25 protein-coding genes and 3 riboswitches are annotated in these 24,528 nt (G+C 40.7%); of the genes, 20 read left to right on the forward strand and 5 right to left on the reverse strand.

The annotated features are described in order from the left end of the window. Window position 1 precedes the first annotated feature (1 nt). From typA to pyrE, 9 genes are all read left to right on the forward strand, one after another. Window positions 2-1,843: a translational GTPase TypA gene (gene typA / locus F9B91_RS01060; RefSeq protein WP_000164111.1), complete on the forward strand. Its 1,842-nt coding sequence runs from the start codon at window positions 2-4 to the stop codon at window positions 1,841-1,843. 19 nt (window positions 1,844-1,862) lie between these two features. Next, entirely contained in the window at window positions 1,863-2,117 is a 255-nt protein-coding gene (locus F9B91_RS01065; RefSeq protein WP_000262671.1) for a DUF3165 family protein, read from the forward strand. Between the two features lie 366 nt (window positions 2,118-2,483). Continuing rightward, window positions 2,484-4,505, forward strand: coding sequence for a bacteriocin-associated integral membrane family protein (locus tag F9B91_RS01070; RefSeq protein ID WP_150922289.1), 2,022 nt, complete (start codon window positions 2,484-2,486; stop codon window positions 4,503-4,505). 1 nt (window position 4,506) lies between these two features. Beyond that, on the forward strand, window positions 4,507-5,148 hold the full coding sequence (locus F9B91_RS01075; RefSeq protein ID WP_000571283.1) for an ABC transporter ATP-binding protein: 642 nt from the start codon (window positions 4,507-4,509) through the stop codon (window positions 5,146-5,148). A gap of 103 nt (window positions 5,149-5,251) precedes the next feature. Then, window positions 5,252-6,604 carry a UDP-N-acetylmuramoyl-L-alanine--D-glutamate ligase gene (gene murD, locus F9B91_RS01080; protein WP_150922290.1) on the forward strand — a complete coding sequence of 451 codons (1,353 nt, stop codon included), beginning with the start codon at window positions 5,252-5,254 and terminating at the stop codon, window positions 6,602-6,604. A gap of 1 nt (window position 6,605) precedes the next feature. Further along, window positions 6,606-7,664: a UDP-N-acetylglucosamine--N-acetylmuramyl-(pentapeptide) pyrophosphoryl-undecaprenol N-acetylglucosamine transferase gene (locus F9B91_RS01085; RefSeq protein WP_150922291.1), complete on the forward strand. Its 1,059-nt coding sequence runs from the start codon at window positions 6,606-6,608 to the stop codon at window positions 7,662-7,664. 9 nt (window positions 7,665-7,673) lie between these two features. Then, on the forward strand, window positions 7,674-8,888 hold the full coding sequence (locus tag F9B91_RS01090) for a cell division protein FtsQ/DivIB (RefSeq protein WP_150922292.1): 1,215 nt from the start codon (window positions 7,674-7,676) through the stop codon (window positions 8,886-8,888). Window positions 8,889-9,120: 232 nt separating this feature from the next. Next, window positions 9,121-9,822 (forward strand): orotidine-5'-phosphate decarboxylase, encoded by a 702-nt coding sequence (gene pyrF, locus F9B91_RS01095; RefSeq protein ID WP_084929749.1) that lies wholly within the window; start codon window positions 9,121-9,123, stop codon window positions 9,820-9,822. A 32-nt stretch (window positions 9,823-9,854) separates the two neighbouring features. Then, entirely contained in the window at window positions 9,855-10,487 is a 633-nt protein-coding gene (pyrE, locus tag F9B91_RS01100) for an orotate phosphoribosyltransferase (protein WP_150922293.1), read from the forward strand. A gap of 131 nt (window positions 10,488-10,618) precedes the next feature. Here pyrE and F9B91_RS01105 read toward each other — a convergent pair whose 3' ends face one another. From F9B91_RS01105 to F9B91_RS01120, 4 genes are read right to left on the reverse strand one after another with little or no spacing between them, the layout of a single operon-like run. After that, window positions 10,619-11,485: a cysteine ABC transporter substrate-binding protein gene (locus F9B91_RS01105; RefSeq protein WP_150922294.1), complete on the reverse strand. Its 867-nt coding sequence runs from the start codon at window positions 11,483-11,485 to the stop codon at window positions 10,619-10,621. Between the two features lie 11 nt (window positions 11,486-11,496). Continuing rightward, window positions 11,497-12,255 (reverse strand): amino acid ABC transporter ATP-binding protein, encoded by a 759-nt coding sequence (locus tag F9B91_RS01110; RefSeq protein ID WP_150922295.1) that lies wholly within the window; start codon window positions 12,253-12,255, stop codon window positions 11,497-11,499. Beyond that, window positions 12,256-12,933 (reverse strand): amino acid ABC transporter permease, encoded by a 678-nt coding sequence (locus F9B91_RS01115; RefSeq protein WP_150922296.1) that lies wholly within the window; start codon window positions 12,931-12,933, stop codon window positions 12,256-12,258. It abuts the gene before it with no gap. Next, window positions 12,893-13,573 (reverse strand): amino acid ABC transporter permease, encoded by a 681-nt coding sequence (locus tag F9B91_RS01120; RefSeq protein WP_150922297.1) that lies wholly within the window; start codon window positions 13,571-13,573, stop codon window positions 12,893-12,895. The genes F9B91_RS01115 and F9B91_RS01120 overlap by 41 nt, the downstream gene beginning before the upstream one ends. Before the next feature lie 215 nt (window positions 13,574-13,788). Here F9B91_RS01120 and lctO point away from each other — a divergent pair, with 215 nt between their 5' ends. The 11 genes from lctO (at window position 13,789) to thiE (F9B91_RS01175) (ending at window position 23,305) form a co-directional block, all read left to right on the forward strand. Then, window positions 13,789-14,925: an L-lactate oxidase gene (gene lctO / locus F9B91_RS01125; RefSeq protein ID WP_000120723.1), complete on the forward strand. Its 1,137-nt coding sequence runs from the start codon at window positions 13,789-13,791 to the stop codon at window positions 14,923-14,925. Window positions 14,926-15,081: 156 nt separating this feature from the next. Then, a riboswitch (TPP riboswitch) is annotated at window positions 15,082-15,170 on the forward strand. A gap of 214 nt (window positions 15,171-15,384) precedes the next feature. Beyond that, entirely contained in the window at window positions 15,385-16,053 is a 669-nt protein-coding gene (locus F9B91_RS01130) for a TenA family protein (RefSeq protein WP_150922298.1), read from the forward strand. A gap of 136 nt (window positions 16,054-16,189) precedes the next feature. Then, the gene (thiM, locus tag F9B91_RS01135; protein WP_049544375.1) at window positions 16,190-16,972 is read left to right on the forward strand and encodes a hydroxyethylthiazole kinase; all 783 of its coding nucleotides are present in this window, start codon (window positions 16,190-16,192) and stop codon (window positions 16,970-16,972) included. Window position 16,973: 1 nt separating this feature from the next. Beyond that, complete coding sequence (thiE, locus tag F9B91_RS01140) at window positions 16,974-17,606, forward strand: thiamine phosphate synthase (RefSeq protein WP_049510627.1); 633 nt, start codon at window positions 16,974-16,976, stop codon at window positions 17,604-17,606. A gap of 195 nt (window positions 17,607-17,801) precedes the next feature. After that, window positions 17,802-17,890: riboswitch (TPP riboswitch) on the forward strand. Between the two features lie 156 nt (window positions 17,891-18,046). Further along, window positions 18,047-18,607 (forward strand): ECF transporter S component, encoded by a 561-nt coding sequence (locus F9B91_RS01145; RefSeq protein ID WP_150922299.1) that lies wholly within the window; start codon window positions 18,047-18,049, stop codon window positions 18,605-18,607. Then, on the forward strand, window positions 18,608-19,993 hold the full coding sequence (locus F9B91_RS01150) for an ATP-binding cassette domain-containing protein (RefSeq protein ID WP_150922300.1): 1,386 nt from the start codon (window positions 18,608-18,610) through the stop codon (window positions 19,991-19,993). Between the two features lies 1 nt (window position 19,994). Next, a complete protein-coding gene (locus tag F9B91_RS01155; RefSeq protein WP_150922301.1) occupies window positions 19,995-20,645 on the forward strand; it encodes an energy-coupling factor transporter transmembrane component T in 651 nt (216 codons plus the stop codon). Window positions 20,646-20,655: 10 nt separating this feature from the next. After that, entirely contained in the window at window positions 20,656-21,348 is a 693-nt protein-coding gene (gene tenA, locus F9B91_RS01160; protein ID WP_150922302.1) for a thiaminase II, read from the forward strand. Between the two features lie 4 nt (window positions 21,349-21,352). Next, on the forward strand, window positions 21,353-21,877 hold the full coding sequence (gene thiW / locus F9B91_RS01165) for an energy coupling factor transporter S component ThiW (RefSeq protein WP_150922303.1): 525 nt from the start codon (window positions 21,353-21,355) through the stop codon (window positions 21,875-21,877). Further along, complete coding sequence (locus F9B91_RS01170; protein WP_150922304.1) at window positions 21,877-22,680, forward strand: hydroxyethylthiazole kinase; 804 nt, start codon at window positions 21,877-21,879, stop codon at window positions 22,678-22,680. The genes thiW and F9B91_RS01170 overlap by 1 nt, the downstream gene beginning before the upstream one ends. Continuing rightward, window positions 22,673-23,305 (forward strand): thiamine phosphate synthase, encoded by a 633-nt coding sequence (gene thiE / locus F9B91_RS01175; RefSeq protein ID WP_150922305.1) that lies wholly within the window; start codon window positions 22,673-22,675, stop codon window positions 23,303-23,305. The genes F9B91_RS01170 and thiE (F9B91_RS01175) overlap by 8 nt, the downstream gene beginning before the upstream one ends. Before the next feature lie 148 nt (window positions 23,306-23,453). Here thiE (F9B91_RS01175) and thiD read toward each other — a convergent pair whose 3' ends face one another. Then, entirely contained in the window at window positions 23,454-24,245 is a 792-nt protein-coding gene (thiD, locus tag F9B91_RS01180; RefSeq protein ID WP_150922306.1) for a bifunctional hydroxymethylpyrimidine kinase/phosphomethylpyrimidine kinase, read from the reverse strand. An 83-nt stretch (window positions 24,246-24,328) separates the two neighbouring features. After that, a riboswitch (TPP riboswitch) is annotated at window positions 24,329-24,426 on the reverse strand. Window positions 24,427-24,528 lie beyond the last annotated feature (102 nt).

Here is a 24,528-nt window from a genome sequence, read left to right on the forward strand (position 1 = left end):
CATGACAAAATTAAGAGAAGATATCCGTAACATTGCGATTATCGCCCACGTTGACCACGGGAAAACAACCCTCGTTGACGAATTATTGAAACAATCAGAAACGCTTGATGCACGTACTGAATTGGCAGAGCGTGCTATGGACTCAAACGATATCGAAAAAGAGCGTGGAATTACCATCCTTGCTAAAAATACAGCCGTTGCCTACAACGGAACTCGTATTAACATCATGGACACACCAGGACACGCGGACTTCGGTGGAGAAGTTGAGCGTATCATGAAAATGGTTGACGGTGTTGTCTTGGTCGTAGATGCCTACGAAGGAACAATGCCACAGACTCGTTTCGTATTGAAAAAAGCTTTGGAACAAGACCTTGTCCCAATCGTGGTTGTCAATAAAATCGATAAACCATCAGCTCGTCCAGCAGAAGTAGTGGACGAAGTCTTGGAACTTTTCATCGAGCTTGGTGCAGATGACGACCAGCTTGACTTCCCAGTGGTGTATGCTTCAGCAATCAACGGAACTTCTTCATTGTCAGATGACCCAGCTGACCAAGAAGCTACTATGGCACCAATCTTTGACACGATTATCGACCACATCCCAGCTCCAGTAGATAACTCAGATGAGCCTTTGCAGTTCCAAGTATCACTTTTGGACTACAACGACTTTGTTGGACGTATCGGTATCGGTCGTGTCTTCCGTGGTACTGTTAAAGTTGGTGACCAAGTTACCCTTTCTAAACTTGATGGCACAACTAAAAACTTCCGTGTTACAAAGCTCTTTGGTTTCTTTGGTTTGGAACGTCGTGAAATCCAAGAAGCTAAAGCAGGTGACTTGATTGCCGTTTCAGGTATGGAAGATATCTTTGTCGGTGAAACCATTACTCCGACAGATGCAGTAGAAGCTCTTCCAATCCTACACATCGATGAGCCAACTCTTCAAATGACTTTCTTGGTCAACAACTCACCATTTGCTGGTAAAGAAGGTAAATGGGTGACTTCTCGTAAGGTGGAAGAACGCTTGCAGGCAGAATTGCAAACAGACGTTTCCCTTCGTGTTGACCCAACTGATTCACCAGATAAATGGACTGTTTCAGGACGTGGAGAATTGCACTTGTCAATCCTTATCGAAACAATGCGTCGTGAGGGATATGAACTTCAAGTATCTCGTCCAGAAGTTATCGTAAAAGAAATCGATGGTGTCAAATGTGAGCCATTTGAACGTGTACAAATCGACACTCCAGAAGAATACCAAGGGTCTGTTATCCAAAGCCTTTCTGAACGTAAGGGTGAAATGTTGGATATGATTTCAACTGGTAATGGTCAAACTCGTTTGGTCTTCCTTGTTCCAGCGCGTGGGTTGATCGGTTACTCAACTGAGTTCTTGTCAATGACTCGTGGTTACGGTATCATGAACCATACCTTCGACCAATACTTGCCATTGATTCCAGGTGAAATTGGTGGTCGTCACCGTGGTGCCCTTGTTTCTATCGATGCTGGTAAGGCTACAACTTACTCAATCATGTCTATCGAAGAACGTGGTACGATCTTTGTCAACCCAGGTACTGAGGTTTACGAAGGAATGATCATCGGTGAAAACTCTCGTGAAAATGACTTGACAGTTAACATCACTAAGGCGAAACAAATGACCAACGTTCGTTCAGCTACTAAGGACCAAACAGCTGTTATCAAGACTCCTCGTATCTTGACACTTGAAGAGTCTCTTGAGTTCTTGAACGACGATGAGTACATGGAAGTAACTCCTGAGTCTATCCGTTTGCGTAAACAAATCCTTAACAAGGCAGAGCGTGAGAAAGCTAACAAGAAGAAAAAATCAGCTGAATAAGAGCTAGAAAGAGATAAAGATGGTTTATTTAATCATAGGACTCCTCTTATTACTACTCTATGTATTTGCGACACCAGAAAGCATTAAAGGGACAGTCAATATCGTCCTTGTCGTCTTTGCTTTTGTAGCACTCTTGATTTTGCTGATGCTGTCTGTTCTGCAAATCTTTCAGCTACCGACAGAATTCTTTATCGCAATCGCCATGCTCTTCCTAGCATACTTTAGCTTGCGAGATATTACCCTCATGTCGGTCCATAAAAGTAAAAGAAGATAAAAGAGAGTTTTGGCTCTCTTTTTTTGTAGAAATTTTACAATAGTTTGAATTGCCTTTTACTATAACATCATCTCTTTTGCTTGTAAAGTATGAAGGCGAAAACTGGAATAAAATCCTCTAATGTCTTCTATTTTTTAGGAAATTATAAAACTTCATTACTAATGATATCTTAGTAAAATATGTTGATAGATTATATAAAAAGTGATATACTTAAGTAAAAAGAAATCGTTTTCAAAACGAGGAAGGATTAAATTTATTGTCTTGTTGTTCAGGGTGTGATTGATTAAACTAGGAAAATAATTCTAAGAATTTATAAAACATAAAATATTTTTCTATAGGATTATTCTCTTATACAAGGAGTCTACTATGAAGAAACTATTTATATTATTATCAACTTTTTTTCTCAGCTTCTTCCTTGCTTGGATTATTGTCTTACGTGCGCCACAATATTTATATGCAAGCTATGATTCCGTCTCTTTACTTCGTGTCAAAAAAGATACTCAGGAACCGACGCGTGAGGTATTTGAACAGGAATTAGAGAAGTTTGCAAACTCAGAACAGAGTTTAATAGCTAGAAGAATCGTAGAGCCGAGTAAGGATGGGACGACTCACTTTACTTATGCAACTTATGGTCAGGGAACTTTACCAAAAGAATTCCAAGAAGCTAGCCAAGAAAGTCGTGAACGTAGTGATCCGCTAAATAGTTATCTCCTTTTGTCAGGCTCCTTGACGAAAGAAAAGCTTGCCGATAAATTAGGAGATTTGGGTTATAAAGCAATTCCTGACCGAAAGACACCGCCCTATTCTCTTGCTTTTAGAATGTTACTAATTCCCCTTATTTTAATTAGTTTAGCAATATTTGGCTTATCTTTCTTTGCTCTAGTGATTATCACTCGGATTAAGGAAATGAGAGCAGCAGGTATAAAACTCTTTTCTGGTCAGACTCTCTTATCCATCATGGGGCATTCTTTATCGACTGATATCAAATGGCTCCTTCTATCAGCCCTCCTTTCCTTCCTAGGTGGGGGAGTCGTTCTTTTTAGTCAAGGTTTGTTTTATCCTATCTTGTTAGCCACCTATGGTTTTGGGATTAGTTTCTATCTGTTGTTTTTATTGGCGATTTCAATTTTACTAATGCTTCTTTATCTAATGAGTTTGAGTTACAAAGCATTAGTTCCTGTTATTAAGGGGAGATTACCCCTTAAACGCTTGATGGCTTTAACCCTATTGTGTCAGTTGGTAGCTGTTTTTACAGTGGGCTACGCTGTTAAGACAGGCTTGACGTCTTACCAACGATTGAAAGAACTTGAAATTTCAAAACAAGCATGGCAGGACAGAGCAGACTATTACCAGATTTTCTTTGGCTTAGGTGATAGAGTAAAAGATACAGAAAATCAGAATAAGTGGTATGCCTTTGCCAAGGAAGCAATCGAAGAAGAACAGGCTCTATTTGTAAAAGATAATCTCATTCATTTTGCAAATCCTCAAGGAAAAAATGAACAGGGAGAGACACTGGATACCTATAGTCCAGATGCTAATACGCTCTACGTTAGTCCCAGTTATTTGGACAAGGAAAAGGTCGTGGTAGATGCTGAGACCAAACAGAAGTTAGCCCATCTCCAAAAAGGTGAGTTTATCCTCTTGCTCCCAGAACATTTGCGCTCTCGAGAAGCAGAACTTAAGAAAGTTTTTGAAGAAAAATTGAGTTATTATGGAAAATCTGGTGAGGAGGCAAGTGCTCCTTTAGAGTATGAAATGAGAGCGATTGTTAGCTATCTTCCAACTGGAGAAAAGCGATTTGTTTATAATAACGGTGAAAACCCAGTATCCATCCAGTACTTAACCGATCCGATTTTAGTTGTATTTACTCCAACATCTACAGGTGATAGTATCATTTCCAAATCTAGTTGGTCTATCAATGCTGGTAAGAATATCTTTGTCAAAGGATATGAAGATGGGATTAAACTCTTGAAAAATGCAGGAATTTATGAGCAAGTATCCTATCTTAAAGAAGGAAGAAGTGTTTATCTAACTCGTTATAATGAAGTTCAAACTGAAACAGCAACTTTAATCTTAGGAGCTATTGTTGGGATAGCTAGTTCCTTGTTACTCTTTTATTCTGTCAATCTTCTATATTTCGAGCAATTCCGTCGAGATATCTTAATTAAACGAATTTCAGGTTTACGATTTTTTGAAACACATGCTCAGTATATGGTTAGCCAATTTGCCAGTTTTGTATTTGGTGCTAGTCTCTTTATTTTAAGCAGTCGAGACTTGGTGATTGGTTTGCTCACTTTATTAGTCTTTCTAGCTAGTGCAGTTTTGACGCTTTACCGTCAAGCTCATAAAGAATCTCGTGTTTCTATGACAATTATGAAAGGAAAATAGGATGATTGAACTAAAGAATATATCTAAAAAATTTGGAAGCCGTCAGCTATTTTCAGATACGAATCTTCATTTTGAAGGTGGGAAAATTTATGCCTTAATTGGTACAAGTGGCTGTGGTAAGACAACACTCTTGAATATGATTGGACGATTAGAGCCATATGACAAAGGGCAAATTATCTATGATGGCACCTCTCTTAAGGACATCAAGCCTTCTGTTTTCTTTAGAGATTACTTAGGATATCTATTTCAAGATTTTGGCTTAATTGAAAGTCAAACCGTCAAAGAGAATCTCAATCTGGGTTTAGTTGGTAAAAAGTTGAAAGAAAAAGAGAAAATCTCTTTGATGAAACAAGCTCTAAATCGTGTAAACCTATCCTATTTGGATTTAAAGCAACCTATATTTGAGTTATCAGGAGGAGAAGCACAACGTGTTGCACTAGCGAAGATAATTTTAAAGGATCCGCCTTTGATTCTCGCAGATGAACCAACCGCTTCCTTAGACCCCAAAAACTCTGAGGAATTACTCTCTATCCTAGAATCTTTAAAAAATCCGAATCGAACCATTATTATTGCAACCCACAATCCTCTGATTTGGGAGCAAGTGGACCAAGTCATTCGAGTTACCGATTTATCACATAGATGATATGGCAAGATTCAGTTAGAAGAAAGAGTCACAAACACACTTTGTGGCTTTTTTATTTCCATAAAAATGGTAAAATAGTAAGAGTAGAAATGGAGTTCGAGACATGAAAGTAATAGATCAATTTAAAAATAAGAAAGTCCTTGTTTTAGGTTTGGCCAAGTCTGGTGAATCTGCAGCTCGTTTGTTGGATAAGCTGGGTGCCATTGTGACAGTAAATGACGGGAAACCATTCGAGGATAATCCAGCTGCCCAAAGTTTGCTGGAAGAAGGGATCAAGGTCATCACAGGCGGTCATCCTTTGGAACTCTTGGATGAAGAGTTTGCTCTGATGGTGAAAAATCCAGGTATCCCATACAGCAATCCCATGATTGAAAAGGCATTGTCAAAGGGTATTCCAGTCTTGACTGAGGTGGAATTGGCTTACTTGATTTCAGAAGCACCGATTGTTGGTATTACTGGTTCTAATGGAAAAACGACCACAACGACGATGATCGGGGAAGTTTTAACTGCTGCTGGCCAACATGGTCTCTTATCAGGAAATATCGGCTATCCTGCCAGTCAAGTGGCCCAAACTGCGTCAGACAAGGACACTCTTGTTATGGAACTTTCTTCTTTCCAATTGATGGGCGTTCAAGAATTCCATCCTGAGATCGCGGTTATTACCAACCTCATGCCAACTCATATCGATTATCATGGTTCTTTTGAGGAATATGTAGCAGCCAAGTGGAATATCCAGAACAAGATGACAGCGGATGATTTCCTTGTCTTGAACTTTAATCAAGACTTGGCAAAAGAATTGGCTAGCAAAACACAAGCTACTATTGTACCATTCTCAACACAGGAAAAGGTTGATGGAGCTTATTTGGAAGATGGTCAGCTCTACTTCCATGGAGAAGTAGTCATGGCAGCGAATGAAATCGGAGTTCCAGGTAGCCATAATGTGGAAAATGCCCTTGCGACTATTGCTGTAGCCAAGCTTCGTGGTGTTGATAACCAAACCATCAAAGAAACTCTTTCAGCCTTTGGAGGTGTCAAACACCGTCTCCAGTTTGTGGATGAAATCAAGGGTGTCAAATTCTATAATGATAGCAAGTCAACCAATATCTTGGCTACTCAAAAAGCCTTGTCAGGATTTGACAACAGCAAGGTCATTTTGATTGCAGGCGGTTTGGACCGTGGCAATGAGTTTGACGAATTGGTGCCAGACATTACTGGACTCAAGAAGATGGTCATCCTGGGTCAGTCTGCCGAACGTGTCAAACGGGCAGCAGACAAGGCTGGTGTGGCATATGTGGATGCGACTGATATTGCAGATGCGACCCGCAAAGCCTATGAACTTGCGACTCAAGGAGATGTAGTCCTTCTCAGTCCTGCTAATGCTAGCTGGGATATGTATGCTAACTTTGAAGTACGTGGCGACCTCTTTATCGACACAGTAGCGGAGTTAAAGGAATAATATGAAAAAAATTGTCTTTACAGGTGGGGGGACGGTTGGACACGTTACCCTTAACCTTTTGTTGATTCCCAAGTTCATCGAAGATGGCTGGGAAGTCCACTATATCGGAGATAAACGTGGTATCGAACACCAAGAAATCCTCAAGTCGGGTCTAGACGTCACCTTCCATTCCATTGCGACTGGAAAATTGCGTCGTTATTTCTCTTGGCAAAATATGCTGGACGTCTTTAAAGTTGGCTGGGGAATCGTCCAATCTCTCTTTATCATGTTACGACTTCGTCCACAAGCACTTTTTTCAAAGGGGGGCTTTGTCTCAGTACCTCCTGTTATCGCTGCGCGTGTATCAGGAGTGCCTGTCTTTATTCACGAATCGGATCTGTCTATGGGCTTGGCCAATAAAATCGCTTATAAATTTGCGACGAAGATGTATTCAACCTTTGAGCAAGCTTCAAGTTTGTCTAAGGTTGAGCATGTGGGAGCAGTGACCAAGGTTTCAGACCAAAAAAATCCAGAACCCGATGAATTGGTGGATATTCAAACCCACTTTAATCCCCAATTGCCAACTATATTGTTTGTCGGTGGTTCTGCAGGTGCTCGTGTCTTTAACCAATTGGTGACAGACCATAAGAAAGAACTGACAGAACGCTACAATATTATCAATCTAACTGGAGATTCTAGCCTGAATGAGTTGAGCCAAAATCTCTTTCGTGTTGACTATGTGACCAATCTCTATCAACCCTTGATGGAATTGGCTGATATTGTTGTGACACGTGGTGGTGCCAATACGATTTTTGAGCTCTTGGCCATGGCAAAATTACATGTTATAGTGCCACTTGGTCGTGAAGCTAGTCGTGGAGACCAGATTGAAAATGCAGCTTACTTTGTAAAAAAAGGCTATGCAGAAGAGCTTCAAGAAAGCGATTTGACCTTGGACAGTTTGGAAGAGAAACTGTCTCACTTACTAAGTCACAAGGAAGACTACAAAGCTAAGATGAAGGCTTCCAAGGAATTGAAATCTCTAGCAGATTTTTATCAATTATTTAAAAACGATTTATCATAAGGAAAGTAAATGTCAAAAGATAAGAAAAATGAGGGCAAAGAAATCCTCGAAGAATTTAAAGAGTTATCAGAATGGCAGAAACGAAACCAGGAATATCTAAAAAAGAAGGCTGAAGAAGAGGCGGCCCTAGCTGAGGAGAAGGAAAAGGAAAGACAAGCTCGAATGGCTTCAAAATCTGAAAAGTCAGATGCAACTGAGGACCAAGAGAGTGAATCTGATCTAAAAGACTCAAAATCAGCCAAGGAAGATGCGAAAGAAAAAGCAGAAGAGTCAAAAGACACCAAAAAAGAACCAAAGTCCAAAGAGCCAAAGAAACAGGATAAACAGGATAAAAAAATAGAAAAAAAGCCTGTAAAGGAAAAACCGGTCAAACCGAAAATCCCAGGAGTTCATATCTGGCGGGCTATCTCGATTTTGTTTCTCAGTCTGCTTTTATTGGTTGTCTCTGCCTACTTGCTCAGCCCTTATGCGACCATGAAGGATATTCTTGTTGAGGGAACAGTGCAAACTACAGCTGATGATATTCGACAGGCTTCAGGCATCCAGGATTCGGATTATACGTTTAACCTTCTGCTAGACAAGGCAAAATATGAAGAGCAGATCAAGTCTAATTATTGGGTTGAATCAGCTCAGCTTGTTTATCAATTTCCAACCAAGTTTACTATCAAGGTCAAGGAATATGATATTGTGGCCTACTATGTTTCTGGAGAAAGTCATTATCCAATCCTTTCAAGTGGTCAGCTTGAGAGCAGTGCGGTGAGTTTGGTGAGTTTGCCAGAAACTTATTTATCAGTTCTCTTTAATGACAGCCAACAAATCAAGACCTTTACGTCAGAACTTGCTCAAATTAGTCCAGAACTCAAGGCGGCTATCCAAAAGGTGGAACTAGCCCCAAGCAAGGTGACATCAGATCTAATTCGATTGACCATGAATGATTCGGACGAAGTTTTGGTTCCTCTATCTGAAATGAGTAAGAAACTGCCATATTACAGTAAGATTAAGCCACAATTGTCAGAACCGAGTGTGATTGACATGGAAGCTGGAATTTACAGTTATACTGTGGAGGATAAATTAATTATGGAGGCTGAGGAAAAAGCCAAACAAGAGGCTAAGGAAGCTGAGAAAAAGCAGGAAGAAGAACGTAAACGTTTAGAAGAAGAAAAGAAAAAACAAGAGGAAGAGAGCAATCGAAACCAAACAAGTCAGCGTTCATCGCGTCGCTAGGTTTAGCTTTTCTCTTATAGCTCTTTAGTTGCCATGTTTTTACTTGACAAGTGCTAGTAGAAATAATAGAATAGTAAAAAACCTTTAAAGCAGTCCAGAGAGGCAGCTAAGGTTAGACGGTGAAAGGGTGGAGACTACCCATTTTTCGTGGAACCTTGCTGTTGGCAGGTTCCTTTTTTCGTGGCTTCTTGTGGCCAGACTCTCTCACTAGCAAAGGTAAAAGGAGAAACCTATGCGAGAACATCGTCCAGTCATTGCTCTTGATTTTCCTAGTTTTGAGGCAGTCAAGGAATTCTTAGCTCTTTTTCCAGCAGAAGAAAGCCTTTATCTCAAGGTAGGGATGGAGCTCTATTACGCAACAGGGCCTGAGATTGTGTCCTACTTAAAAGATCAGGGTCATAGTGTCTTTTTGGATCTCAAGCTGCATGATATTCCTAATACAGTTAAATCAGCCATGAAGGTCTTGTCTCAGCTTGGTGTGGATATGGCCAATGTTCATGCGGCTGGTGGTGTAGAGATGATGAAGGCTGCGCGTGAAGGTCTTGGAAACCAAGCGAAGTTGATTGCTGTAACACAGCTGACCTCAACATCAGAAGCTCAGATGCAGGAGTTTCAAAATATCCAAACCAGCCTGCAAGAGTCCGTGATTCACTATGCCAAGAAGACAGCTGAAGCAGGCTTGGATGGTGTCGTTTGCTCAGCTCAGGAAGTTCAACTCATCAAGCAGGCCACCAATCCAGATTTTATCTGTCTGACACCAGGGATTCGCCCTCAGGGAGCTGCAGTTGGAGACCAAAAACGTGTGATGACACCTGCTGATGCCTATCAAATCGGTAGTGACTATATCGTAGTGGGACGTCCCATTACCCAAGCTGAAGATCCTGTTGCAGCTTATCATGCCATCAAGGATGAATGGACACAGGACTGGAATTAAAAAATAGATTATAAAAATAAAAGGAGAAGATCATGACACTTGCTAAAGATATCGCTAGCCACCTCTTGAAAATTCAAGCAGTTTACCTCAAGCCAGAGGAGCCTTTCACTTGGGCATCTGGTATCAAGTCGCCAATTTACACGGATAACCGTGTGACACTTGCCTATCCAGAAACTCGTACTCTCATTGAAAATGGTTTTGTGGATGCTATCAAAGAAGCCTTTCCAGAGGTTGAAGTGATTGCAGGAACTGCAACAGCAGGAATTCCTCACGGAGCTATCATTGCTGATAAGATGAATCTACCTTTTGCCTACATCCGTAGCAAACCAAAAGACCACGGAGCTGGTAACCAAATCGAAGGACGTGTAACTCAAGGTCAAAAAATGGTAGTGGTTGAAGACCTTATTTCAACGGGTGGTTCTGTTCTTGAAGCTGTAGCAGCAGCCAAACGCGAAGGAGCAGATGTGCTTGGTGTAGTAGCAATTTTCAGTTACCAATTGCCAAAAGCAGACAAAAACTTTGCAGATGCTGGTGTTAAGCTGTTAACACTTTCTAACTACAGTGAACTCATTCACCTAGCTCAAGAAGAAGGTTACATCACACCAGAAGGGCTCGACCTTCTAAAAAGCTTTAAAGAAGACCAAGAAAATTGGCAAAATGCTTAAGACATAGAAAATCAGGTAGTCACTAGGATTACCTGATTTCTTTTTGTGATGTTATTGGATCTTATACTCAATGAAAATCAAATATAATCCAAGGTGAAGCTGATATGGTTTGAAGAGATTTTCGAAGAGTATTAGTCAACTTTTCCACCTTCAACAACTAGGTCATCTGCTTTAGCAGCGTCACCGTAAGTTGGGTGAAGTGTTTTTTCATAGGCCTTGTGGAAGAAGTTTTCCTTGCCTAATTTTTCAATATCTTTATTGATGAAGTCTAGCAATTCTTGGTTGCCTTTTTGAACTGCTGCTGCGATGGTATCTGGATCACCGAGGGAAGTAATTCCTACTTCAAATCCTTTGTTTTCAAGCGCCCAAGCTAGGACTTCCGTATTGTCAGTTGAAAAGGCATCTCCACGTCCGTCAAGAAGAGCTTGGTAAGAGTCACTGTATTGGTCGTATTTTTGGAGTTTGATTTCTGGATGATTCTTTTCAAAATAAGTTTCAGCGGTCGTTCCTTTTGTAACAATCAAGGTTTTGCCTTCTAATTGTTTGACATCTGTAATGAGACCAGTCTTAGGTGATACGACACCCAGAGAAACTTTCATATATGGAAGGGCAAAATCAACTTGTTTCTTACGTTCATCAGTCACTGTAAAGTTGGCAAGAGTAATATCTACCTTGTTTGAAATCAAGTATTCCGCACGGTTGGCAGCATCGACTGAAACGTATTTGACCTTGACACCAAGGTCTTGGGCCAGTTGGTTCCCAAGTTCGATATCGTAACCTTGGTAAGAACCATCATTGTCAACGTAACCAAACGGTTTCTTATCTCCAAACACGGCGATTCGTAGCTCACCGCTTTTTTTGATTTCATCGATTGTGCGAGCCTTGGCAGTGGTTTTACCTGACGATGCACCACCATTTCCACCTGAGCTACAAGCTGTGACAAAGATAAGGGCAAAGGCAAGTGCCAAAACAGTTAAGAGTGGTTTGAATAGTTTCATAAGAATCTCCTTTATAGATATGAGCCAAATTGGCTAAAGTCAAAGACGTTTAAAAATTCCTGGGCTCGTTTAGTTTGAGGATTGGTAAAGAAGGCTTGAGCCGTTCCTTCTTCAGCAATTTTCCCTTGGTCGAGGAAGATAATCCGATCGGCAATGGCTTGGGCAAATTGCATTTCGTGAGTTACTAAAATCATAGTGCGCCCTTCTTGGGCCAAGTCATTGATGAGTTCCAGAACCTCGCGCACCATTTCGGGGTCTAGAGAAGCAGTCACTTCATCAAAGAGGATGATTTCTGGATGCATGAGTAGGGCACGGACAATCGCAACCCGTTGCTTCTGTCCACCAGATAATTGACGGGCAAAGCTATGTTGTTTATCCAGCAATCCGACACGCTCTAGTAATTGCAAAGCTTCTTCCGTTACTTCATTCTTGTCCCGTCCTTGAGCTTTGATAGGGCCTAGGATGAGGTTTTGAAGGACATCCAGATGGGGAAAGAGTTCATAACTTTGAAAGACCATGCCAATCTTTTGGCGAACTAGGTGAAAGTCTTTTTGATTGCCAATAATGGACTGGCCATCCAGAAGGATATCTCCACCTTGAATACTTTCTAAACCATTGAGGCAACGAAGGAGGGTACTTTTCCCACAACCAGATGGCCCTAGGATGACCACAACTTCCCCTTTTTTGATATCTAGAGAAAGACCTTGGAGGATAGGATTGTCTCCGAAGGATTTTTTTAGCTCCTTGATTTCTAAAATAGTTTCAGACATTTAGTTCCTCCAATGTTTTTCTAAGTGAGTGGATAGTTTGGAAATAGGAAAGCAGACTGCGAAATACAAGACCAGAATGGTTCCATAAATCCAAAAGGAAGCGGTTGGGATAGTCAAGCGATTGCTATCGATGATTTGTTGTCCAACCTTGGTAACCTCAACAACCCCAATCAAGACAACCAAGGAAGTGGTTTTGATCATCCGAGTGACAAGATTAATGGCCTGCGGTAGCAGTCTTCTCAAGACCTGTGGGATGATGATGTGGTAGTAAAGTTGAACATTGGTCAAGCCTAGCGCCTGTCCACTTTCAAACTGATGTTTAGGAAGGGAAGTGATGGCTCCGCGGACTAAGTCCCCCATTTCAGCTGTTCCCCAGAGGGTAAAAACGATAATAGCAGAAGTCTCTCCTGAGATATTGATATTAAAGTTTCGAGCCAAACCAAAATAAACGATGAAGAGTAGCACCAGCTGGGGCATGATACGGATGAATTCCAGATACAATCGTGTCAAAAATCGTACGATTCTAGAATGGGAGGTCATGATGATTCCCATGACTGTTCCGAACATCATGGATAAAATGACAGACAGGATCGAAATCCCAATCGTGACTCCCAATCCCTGTAAAATCCGCAGGAGATTATTTCCCTGAAAGAGTACTTGGATTCCCGAATCCTGCATGGCGGAGCCTCCTTTCTATCCAGCTAAAGACCAGTGAGATGGGCAGTAGCATAATCAGGTAAGCAATTACCAACATGGCTAACGCAATGTCAGTTTCATAGTAGAGTCCAATCAAGTCCTTAGCGACGTACATGAGGTCGGCCAAAGCTACTGCTGAGAAAACAGAGGTTTCCTTGATCAGGAAAATGACATTGGCACTAAAAGAGGGTAGGGCCACCGCTGTTGCTTGCGGAAGAACCACATAGCGAAAGACCTGTACAGGTGTCAGACCGATGGCTAATCCAATCTCGTGCTGGGTTTGACTGACAGCTTCCAGACCACTTCGAAAAGATTCTGCCATATAGGAACCTCCTAAAAAGACTAATCCCAGAGTAGCACAGATTTCCGAAGATAGAACAATCCCTATTCGGGGAAGCCCGAAGTAGAGAAAGAAGAGTTGAATCAAAAGGGGCGTGTTGCGTGACAATTCAATGTAGGCTGTCGCTACTTGCGCCAAAACAGGGATGCGGTAATGCCGGATGATACTAACGATTAAACCGAGCAAAAAGGATCCCAAAATTCCCCAAACTGCAATATGCAAGGTTAGAAGAAATGCCTTTTGATATAGTGGTAGATATTGTTCAACAATGGACCAATCCAAAAATAGAACCTCCCATCTAGAAATAATACAGTTATTGTAGCACTTAAAATCTTCTTTGGATAATATCTATTTTTTATTGCCGTCATAAGGATTTTTTATCATAGACATAAAATTTCTGAAATTTCCAAACAAAATATTTGAAAAGTTTTGAAAAAAGAGTTAAGATATTTTTGTAATATACAAAGTAAACGCTTACTTATTAAGGAGGACATTTTATGTCATACAAAACAAGCAATGCAGAAGGTCATGTAGATTTCATCAATACCTATGATTTGGAGCCAATGGCGCAACAAGTGATTCCTAAAGCAGCCTTTGGCTATATCGCCAGTGGAGCAGAAGATACTTTCACTTTACGCGAGAATATCCGCGCCTTTAACCACAAACTCATCGTTCCGCATACACTTTGCAATGTAGAAAATCCAAGTACAGAGATTGAATTTGCAGGTGAAAAATTGTCTTCACCAATCATTATGGCGCCTGTTGCGGCTCATAAATTAGCAAATGAACAGGGTGAAGTGGCTACTGCGCGTGGTGTGCATGAGTTTGGTTCTCTTTATACAACTAGCTCATACTCTACTGTCGACCTTCCAGAAATTACGGAAGCTCTTCAAGGGACACCTCACTGGTTCCAATTTTACTTTAGTAAAGATGATGGTATTAACCGCCATATCATGGACCGTGTGAAGGCTGAAGGTTATAAAGCGATTGTCTTGACTGCAGATGCTACTGTAGGGGGCAATCGTGAAGTAGATAAGCGTAATGGTTTTGTCTTCCCAGTTGGCATGCCGATTGTTGAAGAATACCTGCCAGAAGGTGCTGGTAAATCAATGGACTTTGTTTACAAATCAGCTAAACAACGCTTGTCTCCACGTGATGTAGAATTTATCGCTGAATACTCAGGACTTCCTGTTTATGTCAAGGGACCACAATGCCGTGAGGATGTTGAACGTTCGCTTGCTGCAGGTGCTTCTGGTATCTGGGTAACTAACCACGGTGGTCGCCAAATCGACGGTGGACCAGCTGCCTTCGACTCACTTCAAGAAGTAGCAGAAGCAGTTGATAAACGTGTGCCAATCGTCTTTGACTCAGGTATTCGTCGTGGTCAACACGTCTTTAAAGCCTTGGCTTCAGGAGCAGACTTGGTAGCTATTGGTCGCCCTGTTATCTATGGCTTGGCCCTTGGTGGTAGTGTCGGTGTACGCCAAGTCTTTGAACACTTGAATGCAGAATTGAAGACAGTTATGCAATTATCTGGAACTCAGACTATTGAAGATGTCAAACACTTCAAACTCCGTCACAACCCTTATAACCCAACCTTCCCAGTTGACCCTCGTGACTTAAAATTGTATTGATAAAATGATTGCCTCCACTTGATGTGGAGGTTTTTGCTTGTGTTTTAAACGTTTTAATAAAGGGAAATCGTATCAAAATCTATATAAATATATTTTTCAGTCAAATATCTTGCTAGGGCTTTCATTTTTTGCTATACTGGTCCAGTAATTAAATAATAAAGACATTTGGGGTGCTTTAGGCTGAGATGATACCCATTGAACCTGATACAGTTAAGACTGGCGAAGGGAAATGTGAAACGTTTTTTCGTATGGCGAAATGAACGATCTAATCTTGTAAGTCAACTCTAATTCTTGATTGTAATTGGAGTTTTTTTGTTTATATAAGCTGGATGAAGGTGATACAAAGCATTTAGGTAGCTCTTCTTGAACGCCCTTGATTTTCTTTAAAAAGGTCAAGTAAAACTAGGATTTTCTTGATGTTTTGTTGATTACGAACGAGTAAAGAGAGGAAAAGTAAATATGGAAACACAAGACTATGCATTTCAGCCAGGTTTGACTGTTGGAGAATTATTAAAAAGCAGTCAGAAGGATTGGCAGGCTGCAATCAATCATCGTTTTGTTAAGGAACTTTTTGCGGGGACAATTGAGAATAAGGTCTTAAAAGACTACCTGATTCAAGATTATCACTTCTTTGATGCCTTCTTATCCATGCTGGGTGCTTGCGTAGCCCACGCAGACCAGCTTGAATCCAAACTTCGTTTTGCCAAGCAACTAGGCTTTCTTGAAGCAGATGAAGACGGTTATTTCCAAAAGGCTTTCAAAGAGTTAAAAGTATCTGAGAATGACTATCTGGAAGTGACCTTGCATCCTGTAACAAAAACCTTTCAGCAGCTTATGTATTCTGCTGTGTCATCATCAGATTATGCCCATCTTTTGGTCATGTTGGTCATTGCAGAAGGTCTCTATTTAGACTGGGGTTCTAAAGATTTGGCTCTACCTGAAGCCTATATTCATTCGGAATGGATCAATCTCCACAGAGGTTCTTTCTTTACAGAGTGGGTTCAATTTCTGGTTGACGAACTCAATCGTGTCGGAAAAGGTCGAGAGGATTTGACAGAACTTCAGGAACGTTGGAATCAAGCGGTTGCTTTAGAATTAGCCTTTTTTGATATTGGCTATGACGCCTAGAGAAGGTTTAGGATATTTACAAATTTGATGAGGTAAATCATTCAATGTAAATGGTAAATGAAAAAAATTTCTTAACGAAAGATAGAGATAAATCGAAATCAGTATATCGTATAAAGTGAGAAGGAAGAATTTCAATATGACAAGTTTAAAATTATTAAAAGAAAAAGCACCTTTGGTCATTTGCATAACCAATGATGTAGTAAAAAATTTCACAGCAAATGGATTAGTAGCACTAGGTGCATCACCAGCCATGAGTGAGTTTCCAGCAGATTTAGAGGACTTATTAAAGTATGCTGGAGGTTTATTAATAAACATAGGAACATTGACAGATGAAAATTGGAAGTTATACCAAGCTGCTCTGAAAATTGCAGAGAAATATAATGTCCCAGCAGTTTTAGATCCTGTAGCTTGTGGAGCAGGAGAATATAGAAAAAAAGTAGCAGATAATCTAATCAACAATTATAAACTAGCAGCGATTAGGGGAAATGCTGGCGAGATTGCTTCTTTAGTAGGGATAAATGTGGCATCTAAAGGAGTAGATAGTGCGGGCGTAGATAATATTGATGAAATTGCTCTAGCAGCAAATGAGAAGTTCAATATTCCTATAATAGTAACAGGTGAAGTGGATGCTATTGCGGTAAATGGAGAAGTGGTAACGATTCATAATGGTAGTGCCATGATGCCAAAAGTTATTGGGACAGGATGCTTATTAGGTGCTGTAGTAGCAAGCTTTATCGGACTAGAAAAAGGTCAAGAATTGAAATCATTAGAAACAGCAATGTTGGTTTACAATATCGCTGGAGAAATGGCAGAAAAACGTCCAAATGGACATCTTCCTGGAACATTTAAAGTTGAATTTATAAATGCCTTATATGAGATTACAGATGAAGATGTAAAGGAATTCAAAAGAGTGAAGTAAAATGTTTCATAAAGAATTACTAAAACTATATTTTATTTGTGGAACGACTACTTGCCAAGGAAAAGATCTATATGCGGTCGTTGAGGAAGCCTTAAAAGGTGGTATAACCTTATTTCAATTCCGTGAAAAAGGTGAGGGAGCCCTGAAAGGTATAGAAAAAGTCGAATTAGCAATAAAACTACAGGCTCTTTGTAAAAAATACAATGTTCCGTTTATTGTTAATGATGATATTGAGTTAGCATTGGAAATAGATGCTGATGGCGTACATGTAGGACAGGATGACCTTGGAGTTGATGAAATTAGAAAATTGATGCCAGATAAAATAATTGGTCTTTCTATAAAAAACGAGGAAGAATTTCAACAATCAAAAGTTGAATATGTAGATTATGTTGGTGTTGGTCCTGTATTTGATACCCAGTCAAAGGATGATGCTGGTGGTGCTATAGGTTATGTAGGTCTTAAATTGATGAGAAAACTATTGCCACAAATGCCCTTAGTTGCAATTGGTGGGATACAGACGCAACATATTAAAGACATTATGAAGACCAATGTTGACGGTGTTTCAATCATTTCAGCAATATCGTATGCAAAAAATATAGAAAAAATTGTTCGAGAAATGAATGAACAATTTTAACTTTTTTATTCTTGTATTTTAAGTCAATAGGATTCTCTCACTCGATAAGTTGGGTTGTTATCCTTCATAAGTGAATAGGCTGTTTATATGGTTTACTTAGTGATTTTACTACAATAGATTGGCCTAGCTTATTTCTCAGTTCAATTTCTTGAACTGAAAAAAATCGTTTGTTATAATATTTATATAATTAAATAATAAAGACATTTGGGGTGCTTTAGGCTGAGATGATACCCATTGAACCTGATACAGTTAAGACTGGCGAAGGGAAATGTGAAATGGTTTTGTATTTATAGAAACTAACCGTCTAATCTTGTAAGCTGAACTCTAATTCCTATCTGTAATTAGAGTTTTTTCTTTTACGAAACTGGATGAAGATGATACAAAGCATTTAGGTAGCTCACCTTGAATGCCCCACTTTTCTTTAAAAAAAGGAGTTTTTTATGTTGAAAAAATGGCAATTAAAAGATGTTATCTTACTTGCTTTCTTGTCTATCTTTTTTGGTGGCGTTTTTGTGGGTTCAGGCTATCTGTTTGATATCCTCACCCTGATTTTAGCACCTCTTGGTTTACAGGCCTTTGCCAATGAAATCCTCTTTGGTCTCTGGTGTATGGCTGCGCCCATTGCTGCAATCTTTGTTCCAAGAGTGGGAAGTGCAACGATTGGAGAAGTGCTAGCTGCGCTTGCTGAAGTTCTTTATGGTAGCCAATTCGGTCTAGGTGCCCTTTTGTCTGGCTTGGTTCAAGGTTTGGGAAGTGAACTTGGTTTTATCGTAACCAAGAATCGCTATGAAAGTTGGCTCTCTCTAACTGCTAATAGTATTGGGATTACGCTTGTTAGCTTTGTCTATGAATACATTAAGTTAGGTTACTACGCCTTCTCCCTTCCTTTTGTGCTTTCCTTGTTTGTGGTGCGCTTTATTTCTGTCTTTTTCTTCTGTACTATCTTGGTTCGTGCCATTGTCAAACTTTATCATCAGTTTGCAACTGGGGGCAAGGCATAGATGGGGCTGGAACTACGAGTGATTCAGTCCCCAATCTTCTCTGAGCCGATTGATTTTACTTTTCATGCGCAAGCCTTTACCTTGTTAGTTGGAAGCAGTGGTTCAGGAAAATCTAGCCTCTTTCAAATGATCGCCCAAGTCAGTTCTCTTCCCTATAGCGGTCAAGTTTTGATAGATGGGAGTGAGGTCAGTCAGCTTTCTATCGTCGAACGTGTCCAGACAGTTGGGATTCTCTTTCAAAATCCCAATCATCAATTTACCATGGAGAACTTGTTTGAGGAGCTGATTTTTACCTTGGAGAATATTGGGCATCCCGTTCAGGAAATTGATTCTAAAATAGCAGAGGTGGTTCGACAATGTCGCTGTGAGAAAATCTTGCACCGTCCAATTCATCACTTATCAGGTGGGGAAAAGCAAAAGGCTGCTTTGGCTGTTCTCTTTGCTATGAATCCTAGGGTCTATCTCTTGGATGAGCCTTTTGCTTCCATTGACCGCAAGAGTAGGATAGAGATATTGGAGATTCTAAAAGAGTTAGCCTCTAATGGGAAGGCAGTCATCCTGTGCGACCATGATTTATCTGATTATGAAGCCTATATCGACTATATGGTGGAGCTAAGAGATGGACAACTAAGGGAAGTGTTTCAAATCCCTACCTCTGAGATGACACAGGCTGTTTCAAAGGAAGTTGCTTCTAGCCCAGAACTATTCCATATGGACCGAACGACTTGTGAGCTGGATAAGCGCTCCCTCTTTTCGATTGCTGATTTTACATTTTACCAAGGGATTTCCTGTATCCTGGGTGACAATGGTGTCGGGAAATCAACCCTCTTTCGGTCTATTCTTCAATTTCAAAAGTATAAGGGGTGCATTACTTGGAAGGGTTCGGTTCTCAAAAAGAAAAAGAGCCTGTATCGTGACTTGACGGGTGTTGTTCAGGAGGCTGAGAAGCAGTTTATCCGAGTCAGTCTGCGAGAGGAACTTCAATTAGATGGACCTGATTCTGAAAGAAATCAGCGAATTTTCCAAGCTTTACGATATTTTGATTTGGAGCAGGCACTCGATAAGAGCCCCTATCAATTAAGTGGTGGCCAGCAAAAGATTCTTCAGCTCTTGACCATCTTGACTAGCAAGGCTTCTGTGATCTTGCTAGATGAACCTTTTGCAGGTTTGGATGATAGAGCTTGCCATTATTTTTGTCAGTGGATTGTGGAGGAGAGAAATCAAGGAAGAAGTTTTCTGGTCATTAGCCATCGTTTAGATCCCTTGATCTCTGTGGTTGATTATTGGATTGAGATGACTAGTCAGGGACTCAGTCATGTGAAAGAAGTGACAATTACCAAACCACTCACATCTCAGAGTAGCAATGCTCAAAGGGAGGTGAGATAGTATGGTCAAAGTAGCAACCCAGACACCGATTATCAGTCTCTTCTTGCTGATTTTATCCTTGGAAACATCTTTTATTCCTTCGATTGCTCTTAATCTCTCAGTAGTTGCATTTTGTATTCTCTTTATGCTCTATTACCGTCGATTTAAGATGTTGGCTTGGATGATTCTACTTGCCATTTTGCCATCTTTGGCCAACTACTGGGCAGTTCAGTTACACGGAGATGCTTCGCAGGCAGTCATGCTTGGAACGAGGGCCTTTGTGACCGTTTGTATTGGTCTTGTCTTTGTTTCCTCTATTTCCCTAAAAGAGCTTCTTTTGTACTTGGCTCAAAAGGGGTTAACGCGGTCTTGGGCTTATGCATTAATTGTGGTATTCAATTCCTTTCCCCTTATTCAGCAAGAAATCAAGTCCCTCAAGGAAGCTTGCCTATTACGCGGTCAAGAACTACATTTTTGGTCGCCCTTGATTTACAGTAAGGTTTTGATGACGGTCTTTAGATGGCGCCATCTTTACCTGAGAGCCCTGTCGGCGCATGGATATGATGAACATGCACAGGTGGAGAATAGATATCGGACTTTTTATATTCCTCAAAGGACAATATTCATCTACCTGCTTTTCTTTTTATTGCTTCAAACCAGTCTATTTTTATAAAGGAGTTATTATGGAATTTACAGATATTGCGATGGAATTATCCAAGGAAGCTTGGCAGGCTTCTTTTCATCATCCCTTTATTTTACAGTTGCAAGAGGGGAATTTAGAACCTGCTATTTTCCGCTATTACTTGATTCAGGATGCCTACTATCTGAAGGCCTTCTCAGAAATCTATCACCTTTTGGCTGATAAGACTTCAAACCAAGAGATGAAAAGACTCTTGAAACAAAATGCTCAGAGTCTAGTGGAGGGTGAGTTATTTATCCGCCAACAATTTTTCAAGGAATTGGAAATCAGCGATCAGGAAATGGAGCAACATCCAATCGCTCCCACCTGCTATCATTATATCTCTCATATTTATCGTCAATTTGCAGAGCCAAACTTAGGCATTGCCTTTGCAAGTTTGCTGCCTTGTCCTTGGCTATATCATGATATAGGCAAATCACTTAATCTTAAACCATCACCAAATCCTCTCTACCAACAATGGATTGAAACTTATATTACGGATGAGTTAGAGCAACAGATCAGAGAGGAGGGAGCGCTGGTTAATCAACTCTATCGAGAAAGTGATGAGACAGACAGGAAAAAAATGCTAGATGCCTTCCACATTAGTGTTCACATGGAAGCCAAGTTTTGGGAAATGGCCTACCAACACCAGACATGGAAGAGTGATTTACACTCTTTAGAAAAAGGAGAAGAATAGAAATATGAGAAAGAACCAATTGCAAGTTCACAAATTAACCATTTTATCTATGATGATTGCCCTTGATGTAGTTCTTACGCCTATCTTTCGGATTGAGGGAATGGCACCGATGTCCAGTGTAGTCAATATTCTAGCAGGAATCATGATGGGACCTGTTTATGCCTTGGCTATGGCTACAGTGACAGCCTTTATCCGTATGACGACTCAAGGGATTCCGCCTTTAGCTCTCACAGGAGCAACTTTTGGAGCCCTTCTAGCAGGTCTCTTTTATAAGTATGGTCGAAAATTTCATTATTCCGCTCTAGGAGAAATTTTGGGAACAGGTATTATTGGTTCTATTGTTTCCTATCCTGTTATGGTACTCTTTACAGGATCAGCTGCAAAGCTTAGCTGGTTTATCTATACTCCTCGATTTTTCGGAGCAACCTTGATTGGTACAGCGATTTCCTTTATTGCCTTTCGATTTTTAATCAAGCAGGGATTCTTTAAAAAAGTGCAGGGATATTTCTTTGATGAAAGGATAGACTGATGCAGGCATTTACAAATCCCTTTCCTATAGGCTCTAGTTCCCTAATTCACTGTATTACCAATGAGATTTCTTGTGAGATGCTAGCAAATGGGATTTTGGCTCTGGGGTGTAAACCAGTTATGGCAGATGATCCCCGTGAGGTTCTTGATTTTACTAAGCAAAGCCAGGCACTCTTCATCAATTTGGGGCACTTCTCAGCTGGGAAGGAAAAAGCAATCCGTATAGCAGCTTCTTATGCAGCTCAAGTTTCTCTTCCAATGGTAGTAGATGCGGTTGGCGTAACGGCTTCAGTCATTCGTAAGAGCTTAGTTAAAGACCTTTTAGACTATAGCCCTACGGTCCTTAAAGGAAACATGTCGGAAATCCGAAGTCTTGTTGGCTTAAAACACCACGGGGTTGGGGTCGATGCGAGTGCTAAAGATCAAGAAACTGAGGATTTGCTTCAAGTCTTGAAAGACTGGTGTCAGACCTATCCTGGTATGTCATTCTTAGTTACTGGTCCTAAGGACCTCATCGTTTCGAAGAATCAGGTCGCTGTACTGGGAAATGGCTGTGCAGAATTAGACTGGATAACAGGGACAGGAGACTTAGTTGGAGCCTTGACAGCCGTTTTTCTCAGCCAAGGAAAGACTGGCTTTGAAGCTTCTTGCCTAGCGGTTTCTTATCTCAATATCTCTGCTGAGAAAATAGTTGTTCAAGGAATGGGATTGGAAGATTTTCGTTACCAAGTACTCAATCAGCTTTCGCTCCTCAAAAGAGATGAAAACTGGCTAGATGCTATCAAAGGAGATGTTTATGAATAGAGAGGCGCTTAGACTGTATCTGGTAACCAATCGCTACCAAGATTCCTTGGAAAGTTTTCTTGAAAAGGTTGAGACGGCTTGCCGTTCAGGGGTTACCATAGTCCAATTACGAGAAAAAAATCTCACAACTAATCAATACTATCAACTGGCAAAACAAGTCAAGGAAATAACAGATGCCTATCAGGTACCCTTGATCATAGATGATCGTTTGGATGTCTGTCTTGCAGTCGATGCTGCAGGTCTGCATATCGGAGACGATGAGCTACCAGTTTCGGTTGCCAGACAAGTCTTGGGCCCTGAAAAAATCCTCGGTGTCACAGCTAAAACTGTAAAAAGAGCCCTTGAGGCAGAAGAAGGAGGTGCCGATTACTTGGGAACAGGAGCCATTTTCCCAACAACCACCAAGGAAAATGCGCCTATCACCCTGATTTCAACTTTGAAAACAATTTGCCAAAGGGTCGCTATTCCAGTAGTTGCTATTGGCGGCTTGACATCAGAGAATATTGGCCAACTTATCGGCACGGGTATAGCTGGTGTAGCCGTAGTGCGTGATTTGATGCAGGCAGAAGATATAGAGGCAAAAACGCAAGCCTTTTTGACAAAGTTGGATGACATTATTTTCTAATTAATACTCAATGAAAATCAAAGAGTAAACTAGGAAGCTAGCCGCAGGTTGCTCAAAGCACAGCTTTGAGCTTGCAGATAAAGCTGACCTAGTTTGAAGAAGTATAAAAACTCTCTAATTCCCTTAAAGTGGGAACTAGAGAGTTTTTTTAATCTTTAAAACTTGTATGGTTGACTGGACCAGAACCATGACCGAGTTGAGGGGCGTCTTGGATGGCTTTCGTGATAAAGGCCTTGGCTTTATCGACTGCTTGATAGAGGGTTTTCCCCTTGGCTAGTTCAGCAGTAATCACTGCAGCAAAGGTACATCCAGTACCATGTGTATGACAGGTTTGAATTCGTGGACTTTCCCAGATAAATTGGTCATCCTTGGTAAAGAGGAAATCCTTAGCACCGCCTTCGAGATGGCCACCTTTGATGACCACCGACTGAGGACCAAATTCTTTTAAAATCAGGCGACCAGCACGCTGCATGTCTTCAGGATCGTGGATTGAAAAACCAACAATCTCTTCTGCCTCAGGAAGATTCGGAGTGATAATGGTTGCAAGGGGAAGCAGATTTGTTTTTAGGTAGCTTCTGGCACTGGTATCAATCAGGGTGTCTCCGCTCGTAGCGACCATAACAGGGTCAAGGACGTAGGGACAGTCCAGCTTTTTAAGATAGGGCTGGATGATTTCCATGATTTCAGTAGTTGCCAACATTCCAGTTTTTACAGCCTGAGGTGGAATATCCGAAAAGACACTCTCCAATTGGGCTTTCAACATTTGAGGAGAAACGTGCTCGATTAATTGAACACCTCTGGTATTTTGAGCGACAAGACTGGTCACAACGGCCATTCCATAGACATCTCTAGCTTGGAACGACTTTAAGTCAGCCATAATGCCAGCACCACCACTAGGGTCAGTCCCTGCAATGGTCAAAGCAACGGGTAAATAAGTCATCTAAAACCTCCCAACCAACTGAAGTTTGTATTCTTAAGAACAAGCTAGTCTGTTTTAGAAAGGCAATAGAAGACTGCTAGTCCCCATTATCACTTCCACTTCCATCAGCTAGCATTACCTAGATTGAGTTAAAGGGTCTAACAGTTGTTAATCTCAGCTTTACGCACCCCTAGTGGTTGTTTTCTTTTTTCTTTAGTATAGCATATTTTTATAGTTTATATAGTAAGATTTGACTGAAAATCCTTTATCAAATTGTTAAAATTCAATTTTTCAAAGAAAAGAT

It is taken from the genome of Streptococcus mitis (genome assembly GCF_008763935.1).
GTDB classification, from domain to species: domain Bacteria; phylum Bacillota; class Bacilli; order Lactobacillales; family Streptococcaceae; genus Streptococcus; species Streptococcus mitis_DB.